The sequence below is a fragment of the Streptomyces sp. NPDC050504 genome, from assembly GCF_044458065.1.
In the GTDB taxonomy this organism is placed as follows: domain Bacteria; phylum Actinomycetota; class Actinomycetes; order Streptomycetales; family Streptomycetaceae; genus Streptomyces.
In genome coordinates, this window is sequence record NZ_JBITHO010000008.1 from 88,790 (window position 1) to 107,701 (window position 18,912).

Consider the following 18,912-nt stretch of genomic DNA (forward strand, 5'->3'; position numbering starts at 1 on the left):
TCGCTCAGCCGCTGGTTGCGAGGCGGGAGAACGAGGCGCGGTAGGCGCTCGGGGTCAGGCCCAGGCGCCGCTGCACGTGCTGGCGCAGCGAGTCCGCGCTGCCCAGACCGCTGGCGCGGGCGACCTGGTCCATCGGCAGCGCGGTGGTCTCCAGGAGCTCGCGGGCGCGCTCGATGCGCTGGTGGAGCAGCCACTGCAACGGGCTGAGCCCGGTCTCGGCGTGGAAGCGCCGGGAGAGCGTGCGGATCGAGACCCCGGCGTTGCGGGCGAGGTCGGTGAGGGTCAGCGGCTCGTCGAGGTGGCGCATGGCCCAGGCGCGGGTATCGGCGAAGGAGACGCCGCGCTCGGGCGGCAGCGGGGTGTCGGTGAACTGGGTCTGGCCGCCGGGCCGCACGGGCGCGACGAGGGCGAGGCGGGCGACGGAGTTGGCGACGGCGGCGCCGTAGTCGGTGCGGATGATCTGGAGGCAGAGGTCGATCCCCGCCGCGTACCCGGACGAGGTGAGGAAGGGGCCGTCCTGCACGAAGAGCACGTCCTGCTGGAGGTCGACCGCCGGGTAGCGGTCGCCCAGTTCGCGGGTGTACGCCCAGTAGGTCGTCGCGGCCCGCCCGTCGAGCAGCCCGGCCTCGGCGAGGACGAAGGCGCCCGTGCAGATGGAGGCGATGCGCTTGCCCGCGGCCGCGGCGCGGCGCACCGCCGCGACGATGCGCGCGTCGGGCTCCTCGCGCGATCCGGTGCCCGCGACGATCACGACGTCGGCCTCGTCGACGGCGTCCAGCCCCCGGCCGACCAGCACGTCGAGGCCGCCGGTCGTGGTGAGGGGTCCGGGATCCGGCGTACAGGCGGTGACCCGGTAGCCGGGCGCGCCGTCCACCTCGGCCTTGGAGAACAGCATCTCGGGGATGGCCAGGTTGAACATCGAGACGACCGGCGGCGCGGCGATCACGGCGACGTTCAGCGGAGCGGGCACGGACGGTGGTGCGGGCTGTGACACGGGCTGCGACACGGGCTGTGGTGCGGGCGGCTGCGCGACGGCCATGGCCAGAACCTCCGGAGGTATGGCATTCGAGCCACTACTGTACGCGGAACGGGCTCGACAGTCTTGGCCCATGCCACGAACGAAATCCGCCCCCGCCTCCCTCGCCGCCACCGCTCCCTCCCCCTCCCCCTCCCCCACGGTCTCGCTCGTCGCGGCCGTGCTCGGCTTCGGGCTGATCATGCTCGACGGCTCGGTGGTGAACGTCGCCCTGCCGCCGATCGGCGCCGCGCTCGGCGGCGGGATGACCGGGCTCCAGTGGGTCGTCGACGCCTACACGCTCGCCTTCGCCGCGCTGCTGCTCTCCACGGGCGCGCTCACCGACCGGATCGGCGCAGGTCGCGCGTACGGCATCGGGATCGCGCTGTTCACCGCGGCCTCCGTCGCCTGCGGGCTCGCGCCGAGCCTGCCGGTGCTGATCGGGGCGCGGATCGCCCAGGGCGTCGCGGCGTCGATCGTGCTGCCGACGACGCTGGCGCTGGTGCGGCAGGCGTACGCGGACCCGGCGCGGCGCACCCGTGCGGTGTCGCTGTGGGCGGCGGGCGGGATGGTCGCGGCGGCGCTCGGTCCCGTCGCGGGCGGCGCCCTGACCTCCGTACTGGACTGGCGGGCGATCTTCTTCATCAACCTGCCGCTCGGGCTGGCGGCGCTGGCGCTCGGGGCCCGGGTCCCGCGCTCGCCCCGGCGGCCCGCGCCGCTGGACCTGCCGGGGCAGGCCGCCGCCGCGGTGGGGCTGACCGCGCTGGTCCTCGCGGTCATCGAGCGCGGGACCACGGGGTGGATCGCCGGGGGCGTCGCGGTCGTGGCACTGGGCGCGTTCGTCCGGATCGAGCGGCGGCAGGCGCATCCGGTGGTGCCGTTCGGGCTGTTCCGGGACCGCACGGTGGCGGTCGCGGTCGCCGCGGGCTCGGCGATCAGCGTGGTCTTCTACGGCTCGCTCTTCGTCTTCAGCCTCTACTTCCAGCAGGAGCTGGACCTCTCGCCGCTGGCGACGGGGCTGGTGTTCCTGCCCATGACCGGGCTGCTGTCGGTGGTGAACGTGCTGTCCAGCAAGGTCGCCAACCGGTACGGGCCCCGGGTGCCGATGCTCGTCGGGCAGTCGGTTTCGGTGGCCGGCCTGCTGCTGGTGCTCGCGGTGGGGGTGGATCCCGGGGTGCCGCCGCTGGTGACGTCGCTGCTGCTGGTGCCGATGTCGCTGGGGTGCGGGTTCGCGCTGCCGCCGCTGACGGCGGCGATGATGGAGGCGGTGCCCGCGGAGCGGGCGGGGATCGCGGCGGGCGTCCTGAACGCGGCGCGGCAGGTGTCGGGGGCGCTCGGGATCGCGGTGTTCGGCGCGCTGGGCGCGGGGGCCTCCGGCATTCGGGGGTCGTTGCTGATCGGGGTCGTGCTGCTGGCGGGCACGCTGACGGCGACGTTCACCTTGCGGAGGGCGTGAGGCGGGGGTGGGGGCGGGGGCAGTGAGGGTGATGGGTACGCCCGGCACGTGCCCCGCTCCCGCGCGACTCCCCCGCCCCTCCTACCGCAGCGCGGCCCTCATCATCGCCTTGGCGATCGGCGCCGCCAGCCCGTTCCCGCTGACCTCGGAGCGCGCCGCCCCGGAGTCCTCCACCAGCACCGCGACCGCCACCTCCTTCCCGCCGGACGGGTCCTTCGCGTACGAGGTGAACCACGCGTACGGCGTCCCGCTGTTGTCCACGCCGTGCTGGGCCGTACCGGTCTTGCCGCCGACCTCGACCCCGCCGCCGATCCGCGCGTTCGTGCCGGTGCCGTCCTCGACGACCGTCACCATCGCGTCGCGCAGCTGCCCGGCCGTCCTCTCGGAGACGACCCGGCGGCCGTCCCCGCCGTCGTACGTCCGCAGGGCGTCCCCGTCCCCGTCCGTCACCTTCGACACCATGTGGGGATCCTTCAGCACCCCGCCGTTCGCGAGCGCCGCCGACACCATGGAGACCTGCAACGGCGTCGCCGTCACCTCGAACTGCCCGATGCCGGTGAGCGCCGTCTGCGCCCCGTCCATCTCCCGGGGGTAGACGCTCTCCGACGCCCGCACCGGCACGTCCCTCTTCGCCTCGTTGAAGCCGAACTCCTCCGCCTGCGCCCGCACCTTCTCCTTGCCCAGGTCGGCGGCCATCTTGGCGAAGACGTTGTTGCAGGAGTACTGGAGCGCGGTGCGGATCGTGGCGTTCTCGCACGGCGCGGACCTGTTCTCGTTGTGCAGCACCGTCCTGGTCCCGGGCAGCGTGTACGGGTCGGGGCTCGCGGTCCGCGCGTCGACCGACTCGTACAGCCCGTCCTCCAGCGCCGCGGCCGCGACCACCAGCTTGAACGTCGAGCCCGGCGGCACCGGCTGCCGCAGCGCCCGGTTGAGCAGCGGCTGGTCCTCGTCGGCGAGCAGCTTCTTCCATGCCTCGCCGTCCGAGGCGCCCGCGATCTCCGCCGGGTCGTACGAGGGCGTCGAGACCATCCCGAGGACCGCGCCGCTCTTCGGGTCGAGCGCGACCGCCGCGCCCTTCTTCGACCCCAGGGCCCCGTACGCCGCCTTCTGCACGGCCGGGTCGATGGTGGTGACCACGCTGCCGGGCTCGGCGGACCTGCCGGTGACCGTGTCGAGCGGGTTCTTCAGCCGGGAGTCCGAGCCGTCGAGCACGTCGCGGTAGATGCCTTCGAGCTGCGTGGCGCCGTACGCCTGGGAGCCGTAGCCCGTCACGGCCGCGTACAGCGGGCCGTCCTGGTACGTGCGCCGGTACGCGTAGTCGCCTTCGTCCGTTCTCTTCGATCCGGTGACCGGCTTCCCGGCCACGACGATGTTGCCGAGCGGCTGCGCGTAGCGCGCGATGGTGTTCCGCCGGTTGTGTTCGTTGTCTGCGAGGGCCTTGCCTTCGAAAGCCTGTACCCAGGTGGCCCGCACCAGAAGGGCGAGGACCAGCAGGAGGCTGAAGACGGCGGCGTGCCTGATCGTCTTGTTCATCCTGCTACGGGGACGTACGGGGCCGGGCGGATCGTTCCTGTCCGCCCGGCTTCTCAGGCTTTCCTCATGCGGCGCCCGGGTCCGGGGCCCGGGTCCGGGGGCCGCGTCCGAACACGGGCCCTCAGCCCGGCGTGATGAAACCCGACTCGTACGCGGCGATCACCGCCTGCGTGCGGTCCCGCGCCCCCGTCTTCGCCAGCACCGACGCCACGTGCGTCTTCACCGTCGCGGGGCCGACCGTCAGCCGCCCCGCGATCTCCGCGTTGGTCATCCCCGCCGCCATGAGCCGCAGCACGTCGCCCTCCCGGTCGGTGAGCCTGCGCACCCACGGGGCCTGCGCCGTCGCCCGTCGCCTGCCGTGCTCGGCGGCGAGACCGCGCACCGCGGCGGGGAAGAGCAGCGAGTCGCTGCGCGCCACCAGCCGCACCGCCTGCACCAGCTCGTCGGCGTCCGCCCGCTTCAGCAGGAAGCCCGACGCGCCCGCGCGCAGCGCGTCGTACACGTAGGAGTCGTTCTCGAAGGTCGTGACGACGACGATCCGCGGCGGCCCGTCCAGCGTGGCCAGGATCTGCTCGGTCGCCCTGATCCCGTCGATCTCCGGCATCCGCACGTCCATCAGCACCACGTCGGGGCGCAGCTCGCGCACCACCGACACCGCCTCGGCGCCCGTCGCGGCCTCGCCGACGACGTGGAGGTCGGGCTCGGCGTCGAGGATGACGCGCAGCGCGGTGCGGACCATGCGCTCGTCGTCGGCGAGCACCACCCTGACCGGCGTGCCGCCCGCGTCCTTCGGGCCGCTCATCGCCCTCCTCCCAGCGGCAGCCGCACGTCCAGCCGCCACACGTCGCCGCGCGGTCCCGCGGCGGCCGAGCCGCCCAGCAGGGTCGCCCGCTCCGCCATGCCGCGCAGCCCCCGGCCGCCGCCGGGGCGCACCACGGCCGCCCTCTCCGACAAGGGGTTCTCCATCGTGATCTCCACCTCTTCCTCGTGCACGGTGATCGACAGGGACACCGGTGCGCCGCCGTTGTGCCGCAGGGCGTTGGTCAGGCCCTCCTGCACGATGCGGTACGCCTCCCGGGACACCGGGTCCGGCACGGCCGCGGGGTCCCCGCGCCGCTCGCACTCCACCGGCACCCCGCAGCGGGCCAGCAGGTCGTCCAGGAGCGCCAGGGTGGGGCCCGCCGGTCCGACGGCGCCGGTGTCCTCGGCGTCGTCGTCCTTCCGCAGGATGCCCAGCACCGCGTCCAGCTCCCCCACCGTGCGCCGCGTGGTCTCCTCGATGGCGGCCAGTGCCTCCCGTACGAACTCCGGGTCGGCGTCCAGGACCCTGCGCGCCGCGCTCGCCTGGAGCGTCACGGCGCTGAGCGCGTGGCCCACCGAGTCGTGCAGCTCCCTGGCGAGCCGGTTGCGCACCGCCAGGTCGGCCGCCCTGCGCTCGGCCGCGGCCAGCTTGTCGGCGGGCGTCGGGCCGAGCAGCGCGGGCACCTGCCGGGCGAGCAGCGCGCCCGCGCCCGCCGACGCCGCCGCGACCAGCACCAGCACGGCGGCCCCGCCGAGCGGCCCGAGCAGCAGCGCCCACGGGCCGTCCAGCACCGCGTACTTCTCGTACCGCCCCGACGTGCCCGTGACGTAGCTGACGGGCGGCAGCACGACGAGGACCACCGCCAGCGGCGTCAGCGCCAGGGTCGCCCCGCTGACCAGCCCGCCGAGCGCCAGGTGGAGCGTGAACCAGCCCGCCGTGCGCACCCGGGCGGCCCGGGTGCGTGCCGGGCCCTCGGCGTACCGGTCGAAGGGGACCCCGCACAGCGGCCGGGCCGCCGCCGAGACCAGCGGCCTGGTCAGCGGGAAGAGCGCGGTGAGCGCGGCCGCGGGCAGCGCGGCGGCGAACGCGATGAACTGCGTCGAGAGGCTGTCGCCGAACAGCGTCTGCGACTCCCGGACGACCGAGAGCAGCACCGCGCTCAGCAGCCAGTACGGCATCAGCAGCGCGCCGCCGAGCACCAGGTGGACCCAGCGCAGCGCGGCCCGCCTGCCGAACAGGGCCCGGGTGACGGAACGTGTCACGGAGCGCGCCGCCTCAGAGCCTGCGCGTGGCGAGCATCAGCCGGTCGCGGGCGTCGAACAGCGCGTCCTTGATGAGCTGTTCGTGCCCCGGGGTCAGCCGGGCCACCGGCACCGAGCAGCTGATCGCGTCGCGCGCCGGGGTGCGGTAGGGGATCGCCACGCCGAAGCAGCGCAGGCCCAGGGTGTTCTCCTCGCGGTCCACGGCGAGGCCCTGCTCGCGGATGGCGGCCAGTTCGGCGATGAGCTCTTCGCGGTCGGTGACCGTGTGTTCGGTGAGCGGCTGGAGCGTCGCCGGGAGCAGCGCCCGCACCTGCTCGTCGCTGTGGGTGGCGAGCAGCGCCTTGCCCAGGGAGGTGGAGTGGGCGGGCAGCCTGCGGCCGACCCGGGTGAAGGGGCGCAGGTAGTGCTGGGACTGGCGGGTCGCCAGGTAGACGACGTTGGTGCCGTCGAGGCGCGCGAGGTGGATGGTCTCGGCCGTGTCGTCGGAGAGCCGGTCGAGCGTGGGCCTGGCGGCGGCGACGACCTCGTCGCCGTCGATGTAGGAGGTGCCGACCAGCAGGGCGCGTACGCCGATGCCGTACCGCGTGCCCGTCGCGTCCGTCTCCACCCAGCCGAGCTCCACCAGCGTGCGCAGCAGCATGTAGAGGCTGGACTTGGGGTACCCGACGGTCTCCTGCACGGCGGCGAGCGAGTGCATCCCGGGGCTCCCCGCGAAGTACTCCAGCAACTCCACCGTTCTCACCGCGGACTTGACCTGAGCCCCACCCTGATCAGCAGCCGCCATCGCTCTTGACCCCTTCGAAAGCCCGGAAATAGAGTCCCCACAGTTCATCGACAGGAACGCCGTTCAGAATAGCGAACGGCTTCGGGGAGGAAGTCATGACGGCAGCGGTACCAGTGTGGAGTGTGGACCCCCGAACCGGGAAGCCGCGCGAGCAGGTTGCCGTGGAGGCCGGTCCCGGCGACGTCGACCGCGCGGTGCGCGCCGCCCACGCGGTCCGTTCCGCGCTCGCCGACAGGGTCGCGCGGGCCGCGCTGCTGCGCGCGGCGGCCGACCTGCTGGACGAGGCCGCGGGGCCCGTCGTGGAGGTCGCCGACGCCGAGACCGCGCTCGGCCCCACCCGGCTGACCGGTGAACTCGCCAGGACCACCGGGCAGTTGCGGGCGTTCGCCGACGTCGTGGACGAGGGCTCCTTCCTCGACGTGCGGATCGACCGCGCCGACCCCTCGCTCACCCCGCCCCGGCCCGATCTGCGCCGCTGGAAGATCCCGCTCGGCGTGGTCGCCGTCTACTCGGCGTCCAACTTCCCGCTCGCCTTCTCCGTGCCGGGCGGCGACACCGCGAGCGCGCTCGCGGCCGGCTGCCCGGTCGTCGTCAAGGCCCACCCCGACCACCCCGCCACCTCCGAGCTCTGCGTCTCCCTGCTGCGCCGCGCGGCGGCGCGGGTCGGGCTGCCGCAGGACGTGGTGGCGGTGGTGCACGGCTTCGACGCGGGCGTGGAGCTGGTCCACCACCCGCTCGTGTCCGCCGCGGGCTTCACCGGTTCGGTACGGGGCGGCAGGGCGCTCTACGACGCGGCGGCCGCGCGTCCCGTGCCCATCCCCTTCCACGGGGAGCTGGGCTCCCTCAACCCGGTCGTGATCACCGAGGCGGCGGCCGCCGAGCGCGCCGAGCAGCTGGGGGCGGGGCTCGCCGGGTCGATGACGCTGGGCGAGGGGCAGTTCTGCGTCAAGCCCGGGTTCGTGCTGGCGCCTTCGGGGGCGGCGGGCGACGCGCTCGTCAAGTCGCTGACCGCCGCGATCGGCGGGACCGAGCCCGGGGTGATGCTGGACCACCGGATGCGCGACGCGTTCCTCGCGGGGGTCGGAGAGCGGACCGCGCTGCCGGACGTCGAGGCGCCGATCGCGCCGGGGGCGGGCGGGGAGCACACCGTCGCCGCGGGGTTCCTCACGGTGCCCGCGAGCCGGCTGACCTCGGACGGGGACCACGACCTGCTCCTGGAGGAGTGCTTCGGCCCCGTGACGGTGGTGGCCAGGTACGCCTCGTCCGACGAGGTCTCGGCCGTCCTCGGACGGCTGCCAGGCAACCTCACCGCGACGCTGCAGATCGCGGAGGGGGAGGAAGGGGCCGCCGAGCTGCTGGCCGAGGTGACGCCGCTGGCGGGCCGCGTGCTGGTGAACGGCTGGCCGACCGGGGTGGCCGTGGCGCCCGCGCAGCACCACGGGGGGCCGTACCCGGCGACGACGTCGACGTCCACGTCGGTGGGGGCGACGGCGGTGGAGCGGTGGCTGCGGCCCGTGGCGTACCAGGGGGTGCCGGAGGGGATGCTGCCGCCCGAGCTGAGGGACGGCAATCCGCTCGGGGTGCCGCGCCGGGTGACCGGCTGAGGCTCCTCTTCGAGGGGGGCGCCGCGGCGCCCCCCTCGGCCTCCCCCGGCCCCGGCCGCACTCACGAGGCGCCGGACAGCGCCCCGGGCCTGTCGAGGACCATCTCGCGCTCCAGCTTGGAAGGGTCGCCCTGCACGGGGGCGGTCCCTCCGGAGCGCACGAATCCGTACCGCCGGTAGAAGCCTTCGGCCCGTGCGTTGTCCTCGTGGACGTACAGGCGCACCCGTGCGACGTCCGCGACCGACCACGCCCACTCCACGGCCGCTTCGAAGAGCGCGTCGACCACGCCGGTCCCCCGGTGTTCGGGGCGGACGAAGACGCCGACGAGGTGCGCCTGGCGCCGCTCCACGGTCGCGCCGAACACGTCACCGCTGCCCGCGTCCTCGACGAGCGCGGTCACCGTGCCGCTCCAGACCCCGTCCCGGCCCTCGGCCACGAACTGCCGCGCCCGCGCCCCGTCGGCCGCCCTCTCGGCCCGCCCCCGCCAGAAGGAATCCGGCTCCGCGACCGCCTGCTCGTACGTTTCGAGGAAGGCGATCCCGGCCGCCGGATCCTTGAGCGCCGCGAGCCGCAGCTCCTTCACCCCGGGCCACTCGTCGGCGCGTACCGGGCGTACCGCGGGGCGTGAATCCTGGTTCATGCTGCCGCACCCTACGGGAGGGCCGTTTCGGGGCGCCACGGCATTTCCGCAGGTCCCCGCCGCGCGGCGGTGGCCCTGCCCTACGCCCCCGCCAGCCCCAGGGACCGCACCAGATCGCCGAGCTCCGCCCGGTAGAGCGCCTCCGGGTCCCGCGCCTGGCGCCCGAGGTGCCCGTACACCTCAAGGGCCACCGGCCCGTGCATCCGCGCCCAGACGCGCAGCGACAGCGCGACGGCCCCGGGCGGCAGCCCGGGGAACTCCGCCTGGACCTGCCGCACCAGCGCGTCGTCGAAGTCCGACCACTCCGCCGTGCCCGGCTGCACCTCCCCCGCCCGGGGCCACGCCGCCGCGACCAGTCCGGTGAGCCCGGCGCAGGCCCGGTGGTTGGCCTCGGCCGCCGGGCTGTCCTCCGGGGCGCGGTAGCCGGGCACCGGATCGCCGTAGACGAGGCGGAAGCCCTCGGGGTTTTCGAGCGCCCAGGCGCGCAGGGCCAGGCCCCAGGCCACGATGCGCCCGGCCGGGTCGTCGGCGGGCACCGCGTCGCGCGCGGCCTCGACCGCGGTGAGCAGCGAGCCGTACACGTCGCCGATCAGCGCGGTCACCAGCGTGTCGCGGCTGTCGTAGTAGCCGTAGATCGCCCCCGCCGTCATGCCCATCTCGCGGGCGATGGCGCGCAGCGATATCGCGTCGGGCCCTCCCTCGCCCAGCAGTCGGAGCGCGACCGCCTTGATCTCGGCGGACGTCTCGGCCCTCAGACGTGCGCGGCGGCTCTGCTGCGGTGCGGCTGCTGCTCCCATGGTTGACACCCTACAGCGTTGCGATACTGTACGCCGCACACTTACTGAACGCCGTGTAGTTTTTGCGCGGCAGAGAGAACAGGCGTCCTCCCGCATGCCCCCACGCAGTTCACGGGTCTTCGGCCCGACCCTCGCGCTCCTCGCGTTCTCCCAGCTCATCGTGGCCCTCGACTACAACATCGTGTACGTGGCCCTGCCCGACATCGGTCGCGAACTCGGCTTCTCCGCCCAGTCGTTGCAGTGGGTCGTCTCCGCCTACGCCGTCGGCCTCGGCGGCTTCCTACTGCTCGGCGGGCGGGCCGTCGACCGGCTCGGCGCGCGCCGGATGTTCGTCGCGGGCCTGACCCTGTACGGAATCTCCTCGCTCGTCGGCGGGCTCGCCGAAGGACCCGGGCCGCTCGTCGCCGCCCGCGTCGTCCAGGGCATCGGCGGCGCCCTGCTCAGCCCGGCGACCCTCGCCCTGGTCTTCCGCACCTTCGAGGAGGGCGCGCCCCGCAACAAGGCGCTCGGCGTCTGGGGCACGGCCGGCAGCTCGGGCCTCGCGGCGGGCGCGCTGCTCGGCGGCGTCCTCACCGACGCCTGGGGCTGGTCCTGGGTGTTCTACGTCAACGTCCCGCTCGCGCTGCTGGCCGCGCTGGCCGCGCCGAAGCTGCTGGCCGCCGACCCGCGGCCGGACGCCGACCGGGGCGGCTTCGACGTGCTCGGCGCGCTGCTCGCCACCGCGGGCTCGTCGCTGGTCGTCTTCGGTCTGGTGAGCGGCCCCGAGGCGGGCTGGGCCTCGGCCCGCGCGCTGGGCGCCGTCGCGGCCGGAGCCGCACTGCTCGCCCTGTTCGTCCTCACCGAGGCGCGCGGCCGCAGCCCGCTGGCCCCGCTCGGGCTCCTGGGCAGCCGGCAGCTGGCCGTCTCCATGACGGTGATCCTCGCCTTCCAGAGCGCGCTCGGCGGCGGGTACTACCTCTTCACCACCTACCTCCAGCCGGTGCGCGGGCACAGCGCGCTGGAAGCGGGCCTGGCCTTCCTCCCCCTGACCGTCTTCTCCATGGTCGCGGCGGGCCGGATCGCGCCCGCGCTCATCGGGCGCTGGGGCGTGCGCAGGACCCTGGCCGTCGGCATGCTCGGATCGGGCGCGGGCCAGGCGCTGTTCTTCGCGGGCATGACGCTCGACGGATCGTTCTGGGCGCTGCTGCCGGGCACCGCGGTGTGGGGGCTCTTCGGCGGCTTCACCTACGTCACGATGTTCGCGGCGGCGGGCACCGGGGCGGCGCCCGCCGAGCAGGGCGTGGCGTCGGGCCTCGCCGCCACGGCCCAGCAGATCGGCGGCGCGGTGGGCCTCGCGCTGCTGATCGCGGTGGCCAACGCCGGGCTCACCGGTGCCTCGCCCGCGTCCGACGTCGTGGCGAACCTGCGCACGGCGGGCTGGCTCGGGGCCGCGGTCTCGGTGGCGGGCGCGGCGGTGGCCCTGTTGTTGCGGGAACCGGGTGCGCGGACCGTGGCGGAGGGCCCGCGCACCCGGCGCGTCCTTACTTCACGCCGGCCCAGCGCTTGATCGTGGCGACGGCCTGCGACTGCTCCGGCTCCGGCAGCTTCGCGATCTGCGCGCCGTGGTTGGAGCCCGGCACCACGTAGCTGTACGAGTCGTGGCGGCTCGGGGTGAACTGCTCCGCGCTCCACGGGTCGTTCTGGCCGTAGACGAACATCATCCGCTGGCCCCTGGTCTTCACCCAGCGGTCCACGTCGGCGATCGCCTTGTTGCTGTACGAGCCGCGCATGGCGGCGGGCAGCACGGAGTTGGGCTGGTAGATGTCCGGGTAGTGGCGGACGCCCTTGAGGTGCTTGAACTTCAGGTCCGCCCAGCCGAGCTGGGTCGCGGCCTGCCGGTAGTAGGGCCCGGTGCCGTTCGTCCCCAGGGTCTCGTCCTGGTAGACGGAGAAGCCGTGCCCCTTGGACCACTCGTAGAGCTCGTCGTCGGAGACCTTCTTGGCGTCGGGGACCGTCGGGCAGTCGGCCGCGGTGCCCGACTGCCAGAAGTTCCACACCTGGTCCAGGACCGCGAACTCGTAGGCGCGGTCGGTGGTGCCGAGGGTCTCCTCGAAGGTGTCGCCGTTCTTGACCGCGTCGGCCTCGAACTTCGGCAGCAGCGCAGCGCGGCGCACCAGCATCTCGCGCTGCACGGCGTTGAGCGCGTCGCGGCACTCCTTGGTCCCGACGGTCTTGAAGAACCGCTCGTACGTCGAGTCGTCCCGGTTGTTGGCGTCGTTGGGCGCCACGAAGGCGACGACCGCGTCCAGCGCGTCGGGGTAGTGGCGCTCCAGGTAGGCGGTGGTCATGCCGCCCTTGCTGGCGCCGGTCCCGATCCACTTGCCCTTCTCGATCGTGCGCAGCGCCTTGACGATGCGGTTCTCGTCGCTCGCCTCCTGCCAGACGGTCATCTTCGACCAGTCGTCGCCCGCGGCGCCCTTGGGCCGGGACTCGGCGAAGTAGCGGTGCTCGATGGAGACCTGGTTGGCGTCGAGGAGCCGGGTGATCTGGGTGGTGCCCGACGCGAGGGTGTAGCCGCCGGTGTAGCGCACGGTCGGCTTGTCGGCCGCCTTGTGCCAGAGGGTGAGGCGCTGGGTGAAGGTGCCCTTCCACGGGCGCTTGTGGTCGACGGGCTGGGCGAACGTCAGGTTGTAGAAGGGGTAGCCCTCCTTCTGCGTGACGGAGACGACCGTCATGCCCGGGATCTTCTCCAGCTGCGCCCTGACGTCCTCCACGACGGGAGCCGCGGCGGCGGCCTGGGCCGTCGGAGCGGCGGCCGCCGCGGGGCTGATTCCGGCCAGGACCGCGGTACCGGACATCAGTCCCGCACAAACCAGCGCGGATATCCCCTTGTTGCGCACGATGTGTTTCTCCTCGGTGCGGAAGGTGTGAGCACGTTGCGCGGGATGCTACGCGGTTTTCGGCCCTTTGTGATCGTCTGAGGCGCCCCGATTCGTGTATTAGGCATCCGCCCCATGCCGCGCCCCCGCCTCAGTCCGCACGCTGAGCGCCATGAACTGGGTACCGAAAAGGGTCCTCCGCGACCGCAACGCAGCCCTCTACCTCCTGGGCGTCCTCGTCTCCGGCTTCGGCACCACCGCGCTCTGGCTCACCGCGGGCATCTGGGTCAAGTCGCTCACCGGCTCCAACGGCCTCGCCGCGCTCACCGCCTTCGCGATGTGGGCGCCGACCCTCGTCGGCCCTGTCCTCGGCGGGATCGCGGACCGGGTGCGGCGCAAGCCCCTCCTGGTGGCCCTCTCCCTCACGACGGCGGCCCTGCTGCCGCTGCTGCTGCTCGTCGACGGCGAGGACCGCGTCTGGCTGGTCTTCGTCCTGCTGCTGTTCTACGGCGCGAGCGGCGTCGTCCACGACGCCGCCGAGGCCGCCCTCGTCCCCGCCGCCGTCGACGAGGAGCTCGTCGGGGACTTCAACGGCCTGCGCATGACGGCCAACGAGTCGATGAAGCTGCTCGCCCCGCTCGCCGCCGCCGGGCTCTACGCCCGCTACGGCGCCGCGCCCGTCGTCCTGATCGACGCCGTCACCTGCGCACTGGCCGCCGCGCTCTACGCGGCGATGCGGGTCGAGGAGCCCCGCCCCGAGCCCGTCGGCGACTGGCGCCGCGACCTCGCCGAAGGCGCCCGCTTCCTGAACACCTCGCCCGTGCTGCGCCCCCTGGTCCTCGCGGGCGCCGCGATGATGCTGCTGGCCGGACTGGCGAGCTCGCTCTGGTACGCGGTGATCGACGAGGTGCTCGGCCGCTCCCCCGCCTTCGTGGGCGTGCTGTACACCGCGCAGGGCGCGGGCACCGTCGTGGTCGGGCTGCTCGCGGGGCCCCTGATGCGGCGCCTGTCGGAGCGGGGCTTCGCGGCGGCGGGCATCGCGCTCTTCGGCGCCTCGGTGCTGCTGCGCGCGGTGCCGTCGGACGCGGTGGCGCTGACCGCGTCCGTCCTGGCGGGCGCCGGCCTGCCGTGCGTGCTGATCGCCGCGCTCACGGCGGTGCAGCGCGAGACGCCCGGCGCGTACCTGGGCCGTACCGCCGCGACCGCGAACACCCTGGTCTTCGTGCCCAACGCGGTGGCGCTCGCCGCGGGTGCCGGGCTGGTCGCGGTGCTGGACGTGGTCCCGGCCCTGCTGGCGATCGGCGGCGCGGCCGTCGCCGTGGCGCTGGCGCTCGCCGCCGCGCACCGCACCGCACCGCCGCTTCAGGAAAGCCGGCCGAGCGCGGACGCGACCGCGGCGAGGTCCGGGTCGGACGCCAGCCCGGCGTGATACAGCCGCAGTTCGGTGGCGCCCAGTTCCACCGCCCGCGCCGCGTCCCGCTCCAGGGTCCCGGGGCTGCCGCCCATGCCGCCGACCACGGTGAGGTTCGCGGCCCGCACGCCCGGGTACGGCGCGAACGCCTTCAGCGCGTCGGCCCCTCCCGTGCACGGCACGACGACCCCGTCCGCCACGCCCATCACGTGCTCCGGGTCGACCCCGGTGTTCGCCCCGCAGCGGTGCGCCACCGGGTCCGCGTGCAGCAGCACCCGGAAGCCCGCGGGCGCGGCGGCGCGCACGGCGGCGACGGCCGCCTCCTGGAGGCCGCGCGCCACGCCCGTACGGAAGTCCAGGACGGCCCCGGCGTCCGGCAGTTCGCCCGGCTCGCCCCCGCCGCCGCGCCACACGGGCGCGAGCGCGGCCCGCACGGACGCGGCCAGCTCCCGCGGGTCGAGGCCGCGCTCCGCGTACCCCGCCCGGCAGTGGGGGCAGAAGCAGAGCGACATCAAGTACTGCGCGCGGTCCCCGAGCGCGACCCCGCCGGTCTTGTCGTGGGCGTGCAGGTGCGCGAAGCCGTACCACCCGCAGGACTCCAGCTCGGTGCCGCCCGCGCCGGGCCGCGCCGCCGCCTCGGCCGCCAGGTCGACCAGCAGTTCGCGGACGTCGGGCCGGGCGACGCAGGGCGCCCAGGGGTAGCGGTCGCCGTAGGCGTTCACCACGGAGGTGTCCGGGTGCTCGGCGCCGAGGCGGGAGTTGTGCGCGAGGACGACCCAGCTGTGCACGTCGAGCCCGGCGGCGGCGAGCGCGTCGGCCGCCCGCGCGTACGCCTCGCCCGGCGCCCACGGGCCCGCCGGGTACGGCCGCAGGGTGCGCCCGGCCCAGCGGCGCTCGTCCGGCGCGTAGTACACGGCGGCGTGCTCGGCGCTCACCACGCGGTGGCGCGGGTGGCGCGGGGTGAGCGCCCGGGTGGAGTGGTACGCGGAGGCCAGCGTGACCTGCTGGACGCCGAGGTCGGCGACGCGGGCCGGGGCGTCCGGGTCCCCGATGACGTCCCAGGGGTAGAGGAAGGCGGAGGCGCGCACGGCCCTCACCCGGCCAGCAGCGCGCGGCCGCGCTCGATCAGCCCGGCGAGCAGCTTCACGTGCTCGGGCGCGGGCTCGGCGAGCGGCGGGCGCACCCCGCCGACGTCCAGGCCCCGCATCCGCACCCCGGCCTTGACCAGCGAGACGGCGTACCCCTTGCCCTGGGAGCGCAGTTCGACCAGCGGCCGGTAGAAGCCGTCGATCAGCCGGTCCACGGTGGCGCGGTCGCCGTCGGTCAGCGCGCGGTGGAAGGCGACGGCGATCTCGGGGGCGAAGCAGAAGACGGCGGAGGAGTAGAGGCCGACGCCGACGCCCAGGTAGGCGGGGCCGGTGAGTTCGGCCGTGGGCAGCCCGTTGAAGAAGAGGAAGTCCCCGCCCGCCCCGGCGCCCTCGCGGGTGCGCACCGCGCTGACGGTGCGCTGCATCAGCTCCAGGTCGCCGTACCCGTCCTTGAGGCCGACGATCCCGTCCGTGGCGGCGAGCGCGGCGACGGTCTCCGGCGTGAACACGGCGTTGTCGCGCTGGTAGACGACGACGTCGAGCGAGGTGGCGGCGGCCAGCGCGGTGTAGTGGCGCAGCAGCCCCTCCTGGCCGGCGACGACGAGGTACGGGGGCAGGGCGAGCAGTCCGTCGGCGCCCGCCTCCTCGGCGAGCCGCGCGTAGCGGATCGCGAGCGCCGTGCCGTATCCGGTCCCGGCGACCACCGGCACCCGGCCCGCGGCCGCCTCGACGGCGGCCCGGACGCAGTCAGCGAACTCCTCGGGGGCCAGGGCGTGGAACTCGCCCGTGCCGCAGCAGACGAAGACGGCGGCGGCGCCCGCTTCGACCCCGGCGGCGACGTGGGTGCGCAGGACGTCGACGGCGACCTCGCCGTCCGGGCCGTAGGGGGTGACGGGGAAGAACAGCGGGCCGCTGACGGCCGTGAGGCGCGCGGCGAGCGGTGCGGCGCAGGACACGGATGACGCGGCGGGCGCGGCGGGGACGGGGGCAGTGTGCGGGGCTGGGCTCGCTGAAGTCACGGACGCTCCCTGTGTGTACACAAGTCTGATCGCTGTTTATATTCGTGAACGCCGTCACGCTAGGGCAGCGGCCGACCGCCGGTCAAGACGGGAAACCGCGTTCCCGGGGCGGATTCCCGCGCTCCGCGCGAGACTTGACGGCGATCGCCGCCCCTTCCTAGCTTGGCCAGTCATCTGAACCGTGTCCGCGTACGTGTCCCGACCGACCCGCCTAGCCCCGCCCCGCCCCGCCCCGACCCGCCCCGATCCGACCGAGGAGTCCCGCCATGCCCGCACCCCGCACCGTCCTGCTCACCGGCGCCGCCGGCGGACTGGGCACCCTGATGCGGGGCCTGCTTCCCGCGTACGGCTACGAGCTGCGGCTCTTCGACGTGACCCCGATCGAGGGCGAACCGGACGCCGTCACCGCCGACCTCGGCGACAAGGAGGCGCTGCGCGCGGCCGTACGGGGCGTGGACGCGGTCGTGCACCTCGCGGGGATCTCGCTGGAGGCGTCGTTCGACAAGGTGCTGCGCGCCAACGTCGAGGGGACGTACAACCTCTACGAGGCGGCCCGCGAGGAGGGCGTCGGGCGGATCGTCTTCGCCTCGTCCAACCACACCGTCGGCTTCACCCCGCGCCCCGCCGACGGCTCGGGCGCCGTCCCGATCGACACCCCGCGCAGGCCGGACACCTTCTACGGCCTGTCCAAGTGCTTCGGCGAGGACCTGGCCCAGCTCTACTGGGACCTGCACGGCATCGAGACCGTCTCGGTGCGGATCGGCTCCTGCTACATGGAGCCCAGCTCGGTGCGGATGCTGTCGATCTGGCTGAGCCCCGGGGACGGCGCGCGGCTGTTCCACGCGGCGCTGACCGCCGATTCCGTCGGGCACACCGTCGTCTACGGCTCGTCCGCCAACACCCGGCTGTGGTGGGACCTCTCGACGGCGCGGGCCATCGGCTTCGACCCGCAGGACGACTCGGAGCAGTACGCGCGGAAGCTCGTCGAGGCCCAGGGGGAACTCGACCCGGACGACCCGGGCCAGGCGAACCTCGGCGGCGCCTTCTGCACCGACCCGCCGATGTGGCCCTACTGACGGGGCCGGGCCGGGCCGCGCACGAGAGGACCCGGTCGTTACGTTGCGGGGATAGCGACCGGGTCCTGCGGCACGGATGGGGAGGGGACCCCTGAGTCACACCGACGTACTCAGAGAACCGGCCGCCCGTGCCGTGAGCACTGTAGGCAGCGCTCCGCGGAGACCTCGATCCGCTGCGCGCGGCCGCTGTCCACAAAACGCGGCGGCCTGCGCGGACGTCCGCCGCACGCCCCGGGCGAGCCGCCGCACGGCCCCCGGGAGGACCGCCGCGCTCCTCCCGCCTCAGGCCCCCCGGGCCGATCGCAGGGTCTGCGTCGGGGTCTCGCCGAACCGCTCCCGGTAGCGCCCCGCGAACCGCCCCAGGTGCGTGAACCCCCAGCGCCAGGCCGCGTCGCCGACGCTGACCGTGCCCGGGTCACCGGCCCGCAGCTCCTCGTGCACCCGGGCCAGGCGCACGTCCCGCACGTACGCCATCGGGGACATTCCGACGTACTGCCGGAACGACTCCTGGAGCCGGCGCGCGCTCACCCGCCCTATCTCCGCCAGCTCGCTCGTCGTGAAGGGGTGCTCGGGGCGCTCCTGGACCGCGTCCATCACGCGCTTGACGGGCCCGGGGCGCAGCCCGGTGCCCTGCTGCTCCAGGTCCTCGCGGTAGGCGTGCCCGGCCGCGAGCAGCAGCCCGTTCAGCACCGCCTCCTGGAGGGGCGCGGCGACCAGCGGGTGGCAGGCCAGGCTGTCGGGCTCGGCGGCCTCGGACGCGATCCGCCGCACCAGCCTGACCCAGCCGAGGCCCGCGCCCCGGGAGACGTCGAACTGCCGGTCGAAGACCAGCCCGGCCTTCGGCGCGCGGCCCAGCAGCCGCTCCAGGTGCTCCCGCAGCGCCGCCGCCTCGATCTTGACGGCGAGCAGGTCGCACTCGCCCGTCCACCGGTCCACCGTCGTCACGCCCGACGGGTCGAGTATCCCGGCGGTCATGCCCGTGACGACCTGCGTGGGCGAGCTGCCCTGGCGCCAGTCCAGGCGCCCCGTCCTGGCGAGGTTCACGTGGTAGGCGCCCAGCTCCCCGAAGCGCATCCGCACGTCGGCCCCGCAGTTCAGGTCCCCGACGGTCAGCGGGCCGAGCCGGACCGTCCGGTAGTGCGCGCGCAGCGGCCGGTCGCGGTCGACGAGGTCCATGAAGTTCGCGTAGAACTTGTCCCCCAGTTCCTCCCGGGCCTCGTCCACGTCCGCCGTGCTGAATTCGAAGAATCCTCCACCCACAGCGAGCAGGATATTCGGGTGCCGGACGGGCGGGCGGCGGGGATTATGTGCCGCATGCCAAGACCTTACGGATTCAGTTACGAACAGCGCGGCGACGGTACCGTCCTGATCACGCACAGGGGGCGGGCCGCCGGCACGCTGCGCGGCGACCGTGCCGCCCGGTTCGTGGCCGAGGTGGAGTCGGGGGACGCCCAGCTGGTGATGGCGCGCTGGACGGGGGCGTACAAGTTCGGCAACGAACGGCAGGCGCGCAATCACCCGCGCAATGCCCGGGGCGGGGCGGGCCGCGGGTAGCGGAACGGGCCGG

17 protein-coding genes are annotated in these 18,912 nt (G+C 74.4%); 6 read left to right on the forward strand and 11 right to left on the reverse strand.

The window, feature by feature from the left end; all coding sequences use genetic code 11:
* Positions 1-4 precede the first annotated feature (4 nt).
* Positions 5-919, reverse strand: a complete 915-nt coding sequence (locus tag ACIBNE_RS28590) for a GlxA family transcriptional regulator (protein WP_399277149.1) — start codon at positions 917-919, stop codon at positions 5-7.
* Positions 920-1,109: 190 nt separating this feature from the next.
* Between ACIBNE_RS28590 and ACIBNE_RS28595 the strand changes: the two genes are divergently transcribed.
* Entirely contained in the window at positions 1,110-2,471 is a 1,362-nt protein-coding gene (locus ACIBNE_RS28595) for an MFS transporter (RefSeq protein WP_399276495.1), read from the forward strand.
* A gap of 81 nt (positions 2,472-2,552) precedes the next feature.
* Here the strand turns inward: ACIBNE_RS28595 and ACIBNE_RS28600 are convergent, their stop codons facing one another.
* The 4 genes from ACIBNE_RS28600 to ACIBNE_RS28615 form a co-directional block, all read right to left on the reverse strand.
* Entirely contained in the window at positions 2,553-4,004 is a 1,452-nt protein-coding gene (locus tag ACIBNE_RS28600; protein ID WP_399276497.1) for a peptidoglycan D,D-transpeptidase FtsI family protein, read from the reverse strand.
* A 121-nt stretch (positions 4,005-4,125) separates the two neighbouring features.
* A complete protein-coding gene (locus ACIBNE_RS28605; RefSeq protein ID WP_399276499.1) occupies positions 4,126-4,806 on the reverse strand; it encodes a response regulator in 681 nt (226 codons plus the stop codon).
* Positions 4,803-6,068: a sensor histidine kinase gene (locus ACIBNE_RS28610; RefSeq protein WP_399276501.1), complete on the reverse strand. Its 1,266-nt coding sequence runs from the start codon at positions 6,066-6,068 to the stop codon at positions 4,803-4,805. Before ACIBNE_RS28610 ends, ACIBNE_RS28605 begins: the two co-directional genes overlap by 4 nt.
* A gap of 13 nt (positions 6,069-6,081) precedes the next feature.
* Positions 6,082-6,852, reverse strand: a complete 771-nt coding sequence (locus ACIBNE_RS28615) for an IclR family transcriptional regulator (RefSeq protein WP_399276503.1) — start codon at positions 6,850-6,852, stop codon at positions 6,082-6,084.
* 95 nt (positions 6,853-6,947) lie between these two features.
* Here ACIBNE_RS28615 and ACIBNE_RS28620 point away from each other — a divergent pair, with 95 nt between their 5' ends.
* The gene (locus tag ACIBNE_RS28620; protein ID WP_399276505.1) at positions 6,948-8,456 is read left to right on the forward strand and encodes an aldehyde dehydrogenase (NADP(+)); all 1,509 of its coding nucleotides are present in this window, start codon (positions 6,948-6,950) and stop codon (positions 8,454-8,456) included.
* A 61-nt stretch (positions 8,457-8,517) separates the two neighbouring features.
* Here ACIBNE_RS28620 and ACIBNE_RS28625 read toward each other — a convergent pair whose 3' ends face one another.
* Together ACIBNE_RS28625 and ACIBNE_RS28630 are read right to left on the reverse strand one after the other, a co-directional pair.
* Positions 8,518-9,096 carry a GNAT family N-acetyltransferase gene (locus ACIBNE_RS28625; protein WP_399276507.1) on the reverse strand — a complete coding sequence of 193 codons (579 nt, stop codon included), beginning with the start codon at positions 9,094-9,096 and terminating at the stop codon, positions 8,518-8,520.
* An 80-nt stretch (positions 9,097-9,176) separates the two neighbouring features.
* Positions 9,177-9,893 (reverse strand): TetR/AcrR family transcriptional regulator, encoded by a 717-nt coding sequence (locus tag ACIBNE_RS28630; RefSeq protein ID WP_399276509.1) that lies wholly within the window; start codon positions 9,891-9,893, stop codon positions 9,177-9,179.
* Positions 9,894-9,987: 94 nt separating this feature from the next.
* On the opposite strand from ACIBNE_RS28630, the gene ACIBNE_RS28635 reads away from it, so the two are divergent.
* Positions 9,988-11,439 (forward strand): MFS transporter, encoded by a 1,452-nt coding sequence (locus ACIBNE_RS28635; protein ID WP_399276511.1) that lies wholly within the window; start codon positions 9,988-9,990, stop codon positions 11,437-11,439.
* On the opposite strand, the gene ACIBNE_RS28640 is transcribed toward ACIBNE_RS28635, so the two are convergent.
* Positions 11,414-12,772 (reverse strand): S28 family serine protease, encoded by a 1,359-nt coding sequence (locus ACIBNE_RS28640; RefSeq protein WP_399276513.1) that lies wholly within the window; start codon positions 12,770-12,772, stop codon positions 11,414-11,416. The two genes, ACIBNE_RS28635 and ACIBNE_RS28640, sit on opposite strands and share 26 nt — an antisense overlap.
* A 151-nt stretch (positions 12,773-12,923) precedes the next feature.
* Between ACIBNE_RS28640 and ACIBNE_RS28645 the strand changes: the two genes are divergently transcribed.
* The gene (locus ACIBNE_RS28645) at positions 12,924-14,180 is read left to right on the forward strand and encodes an MFS transporter (protein ID WP_399276515.1); all 1,257 of its coding nucleotides are present in this window, start codon (positions 12,924-12,926) and stop codon (positions 14,178-14,180) included.
* Here the strand turns inward: ACIBNE_RS28645 and ACIBNE_RS28650 are convergent.
* Positions 14,114-15,250 (reverse strand): hypothetical protein, encoded by a 1,137-nt coding sequence (locus ACIBNE_RS28650; protein WP_399276517.1) that lies wholly within the window; start codon positions 15,248-15,250, stop codon positions 14,114-14,116. The two genes, ACIBNE_RS28645 and ACIBNE_RS28650, sit on opposite strands and share 67 nt — an antisense overlap.
* Positions 15,251-15,255: 5 nt before the next feature.
* Positions 15,256-16,206, reverse strand: coding sequence for a 5-dehydro-4-deoxyglucarate dehydratase (locus tag ACIBNE_RS28655; protein WP_399277151.1), 951 nt, complete (start codon positions 16,204-16,206; stop codon positions 15,256-15,258).
* 329 nt (positions 16,207-16,535) lie between these two features.
* Here ACIBNE_RS28655 and ACIBNE_RS28660 point away from each other — a divergent pair, with 329 nt between their 5' ends.
* The gene (locus ACIBNE_RS28660; RefSeq protein WP_399276518.1) at positions 16,536-17,345 is read left to right on the forward strand and encodes an NAD-dependent epimerase/dehydratase family protein; all 810 of its coding nucleotides are present in this window, start codon (positions 16,536-16,538) and stop codon (positions 17,343-17,345) included.
* Between the two features lie 282 nt (positions 17,346-17,627).
* Here the strand turns inward: ACIBNE_RS28660 and ACIBNE_RS28665 are convergent, their stop codons facing one another.
* A complete protein-coding gene (locus ACIBNE_RS28665) occupies positions 17,628-18,605 on the reverse strand; it encodes an AraC family transcriptional regulator (protein WP_399276520.1) in 978 nt (325 codons plus the stop codon).
* Between the two features lie 54 nt (positions 18,606-18,659).
* On the opposite strand from ACIBNE_RS28665, the gene ACIBNE_RS28670 reads away from it, so the two are divergent.
* Positions 18,660-18,899: a hypothetical protein gene (locus ACIBNE_RS28670; protein ID WP_399276522.1), complete on the forward strand. Its 240-nt coding sequence runs from the start codon at positions 18,660-18,662 to the stop codon at positions 18,897-18,899.
* Positions 18,900-18,912 lie beyond the last annotated feature (13 nt).

What these genes read in the sequence shown, in the direction of transcription:
- ACIBNE_RS28670 (WP_399276522.1), top strand. Translation starts at nt 18,660, where the DNA reads ATGCCAAGACCTTACGGATTCAGTTACGAACAGCGCGGCGACGGTACC.
- ACIBNE_RS28645 (WP_399276515.1), top strand. Translation starts at nt 12,924, where the DNA reads ATGAACTGGGTACCGAAAAGGGTCCTCCGCGACCGCAACGCAGCCCTC.
- ACIBNE_RS28600 (WP_399276497.1), bottom strand. Translation starts at nt 4,004, where the DNA reads ATGAACAAGACGATCAGGCACGCCGCCGTCTTCAGCCTCCTGCTGGTC.
- ACIBNE_RS28630 (WP_399276509.1), bottom strand. Translation starts at nt 9,893, where the DNA reads ATGGGAGCAGCAGCCGCACCGCAGCAGAGCCGCCGCGCACGTCTGAGG.
- ACIBNE_RS28620 (WP_399276505.1), top strand. Translation starts at nt 6,948, where the DNA reads ATGACGGCAGCGGTACCAGTGTGGAGTGTGGACCCCCGAACCGGGAAG.
- ACIBNE_RS28625 (WP_399276507.1), bottom strand. Translation starts at nt 9,096, where the DNA reads ATGAACCAGGATTCACGCCCCGCGGTACGCCCGGTACGCGCCGACGAG.
- ACIBNE_RS28590 (WP_399277149.1), bottom strand. Translation starts at nt 919, where the DNA reads ATGTTCAACCTGGCCATCCCCGAGATGCTGTTCTCCAAGGCCGAGGTG.
- ACIBNE_RS28605 (WP_399276499.1), bottom strand. Translation starts at nt 4,806, where the DNA reads ATGAGCGGCCCGAAGGACGCGGGCGGCACGCCGGTCAGGGTGGTGCTC.
- ACIBNE_RS28615 (WP_399276503.1), bottom strand. Translation starts at nt 6,852, where the DNA reads ATGGCGGCTGCTGATCAGGGTGGGGCTCAGGTCAAGTCCGCGGTGAGA.
- ACIBNE_RS28595 (WP_399276495.1), top strand. Translation starts at nt 1,110, where the DNA reads ATGCCACGAACGAAATCCGCCCCCGCCTCCCTCGCCGCCACCGCTCCC.
- ACIBNE_RS28660 (WP_399276518.1), top strand. Translation starts at nt 16,536, where the DNA reads ATGCCCGCACCCCGCACCGTCCTGCTCACCGGCGCCGCCGGCGGACTG.
- ACIBNE_RS28635 (WP_399276511.1), top strand. Translation starts at nt 9,988, where the DNA reads ATGCCCCCACGCAGTTCACGGGTCTTCGGCCCGACCCTCGCGCTCCTC.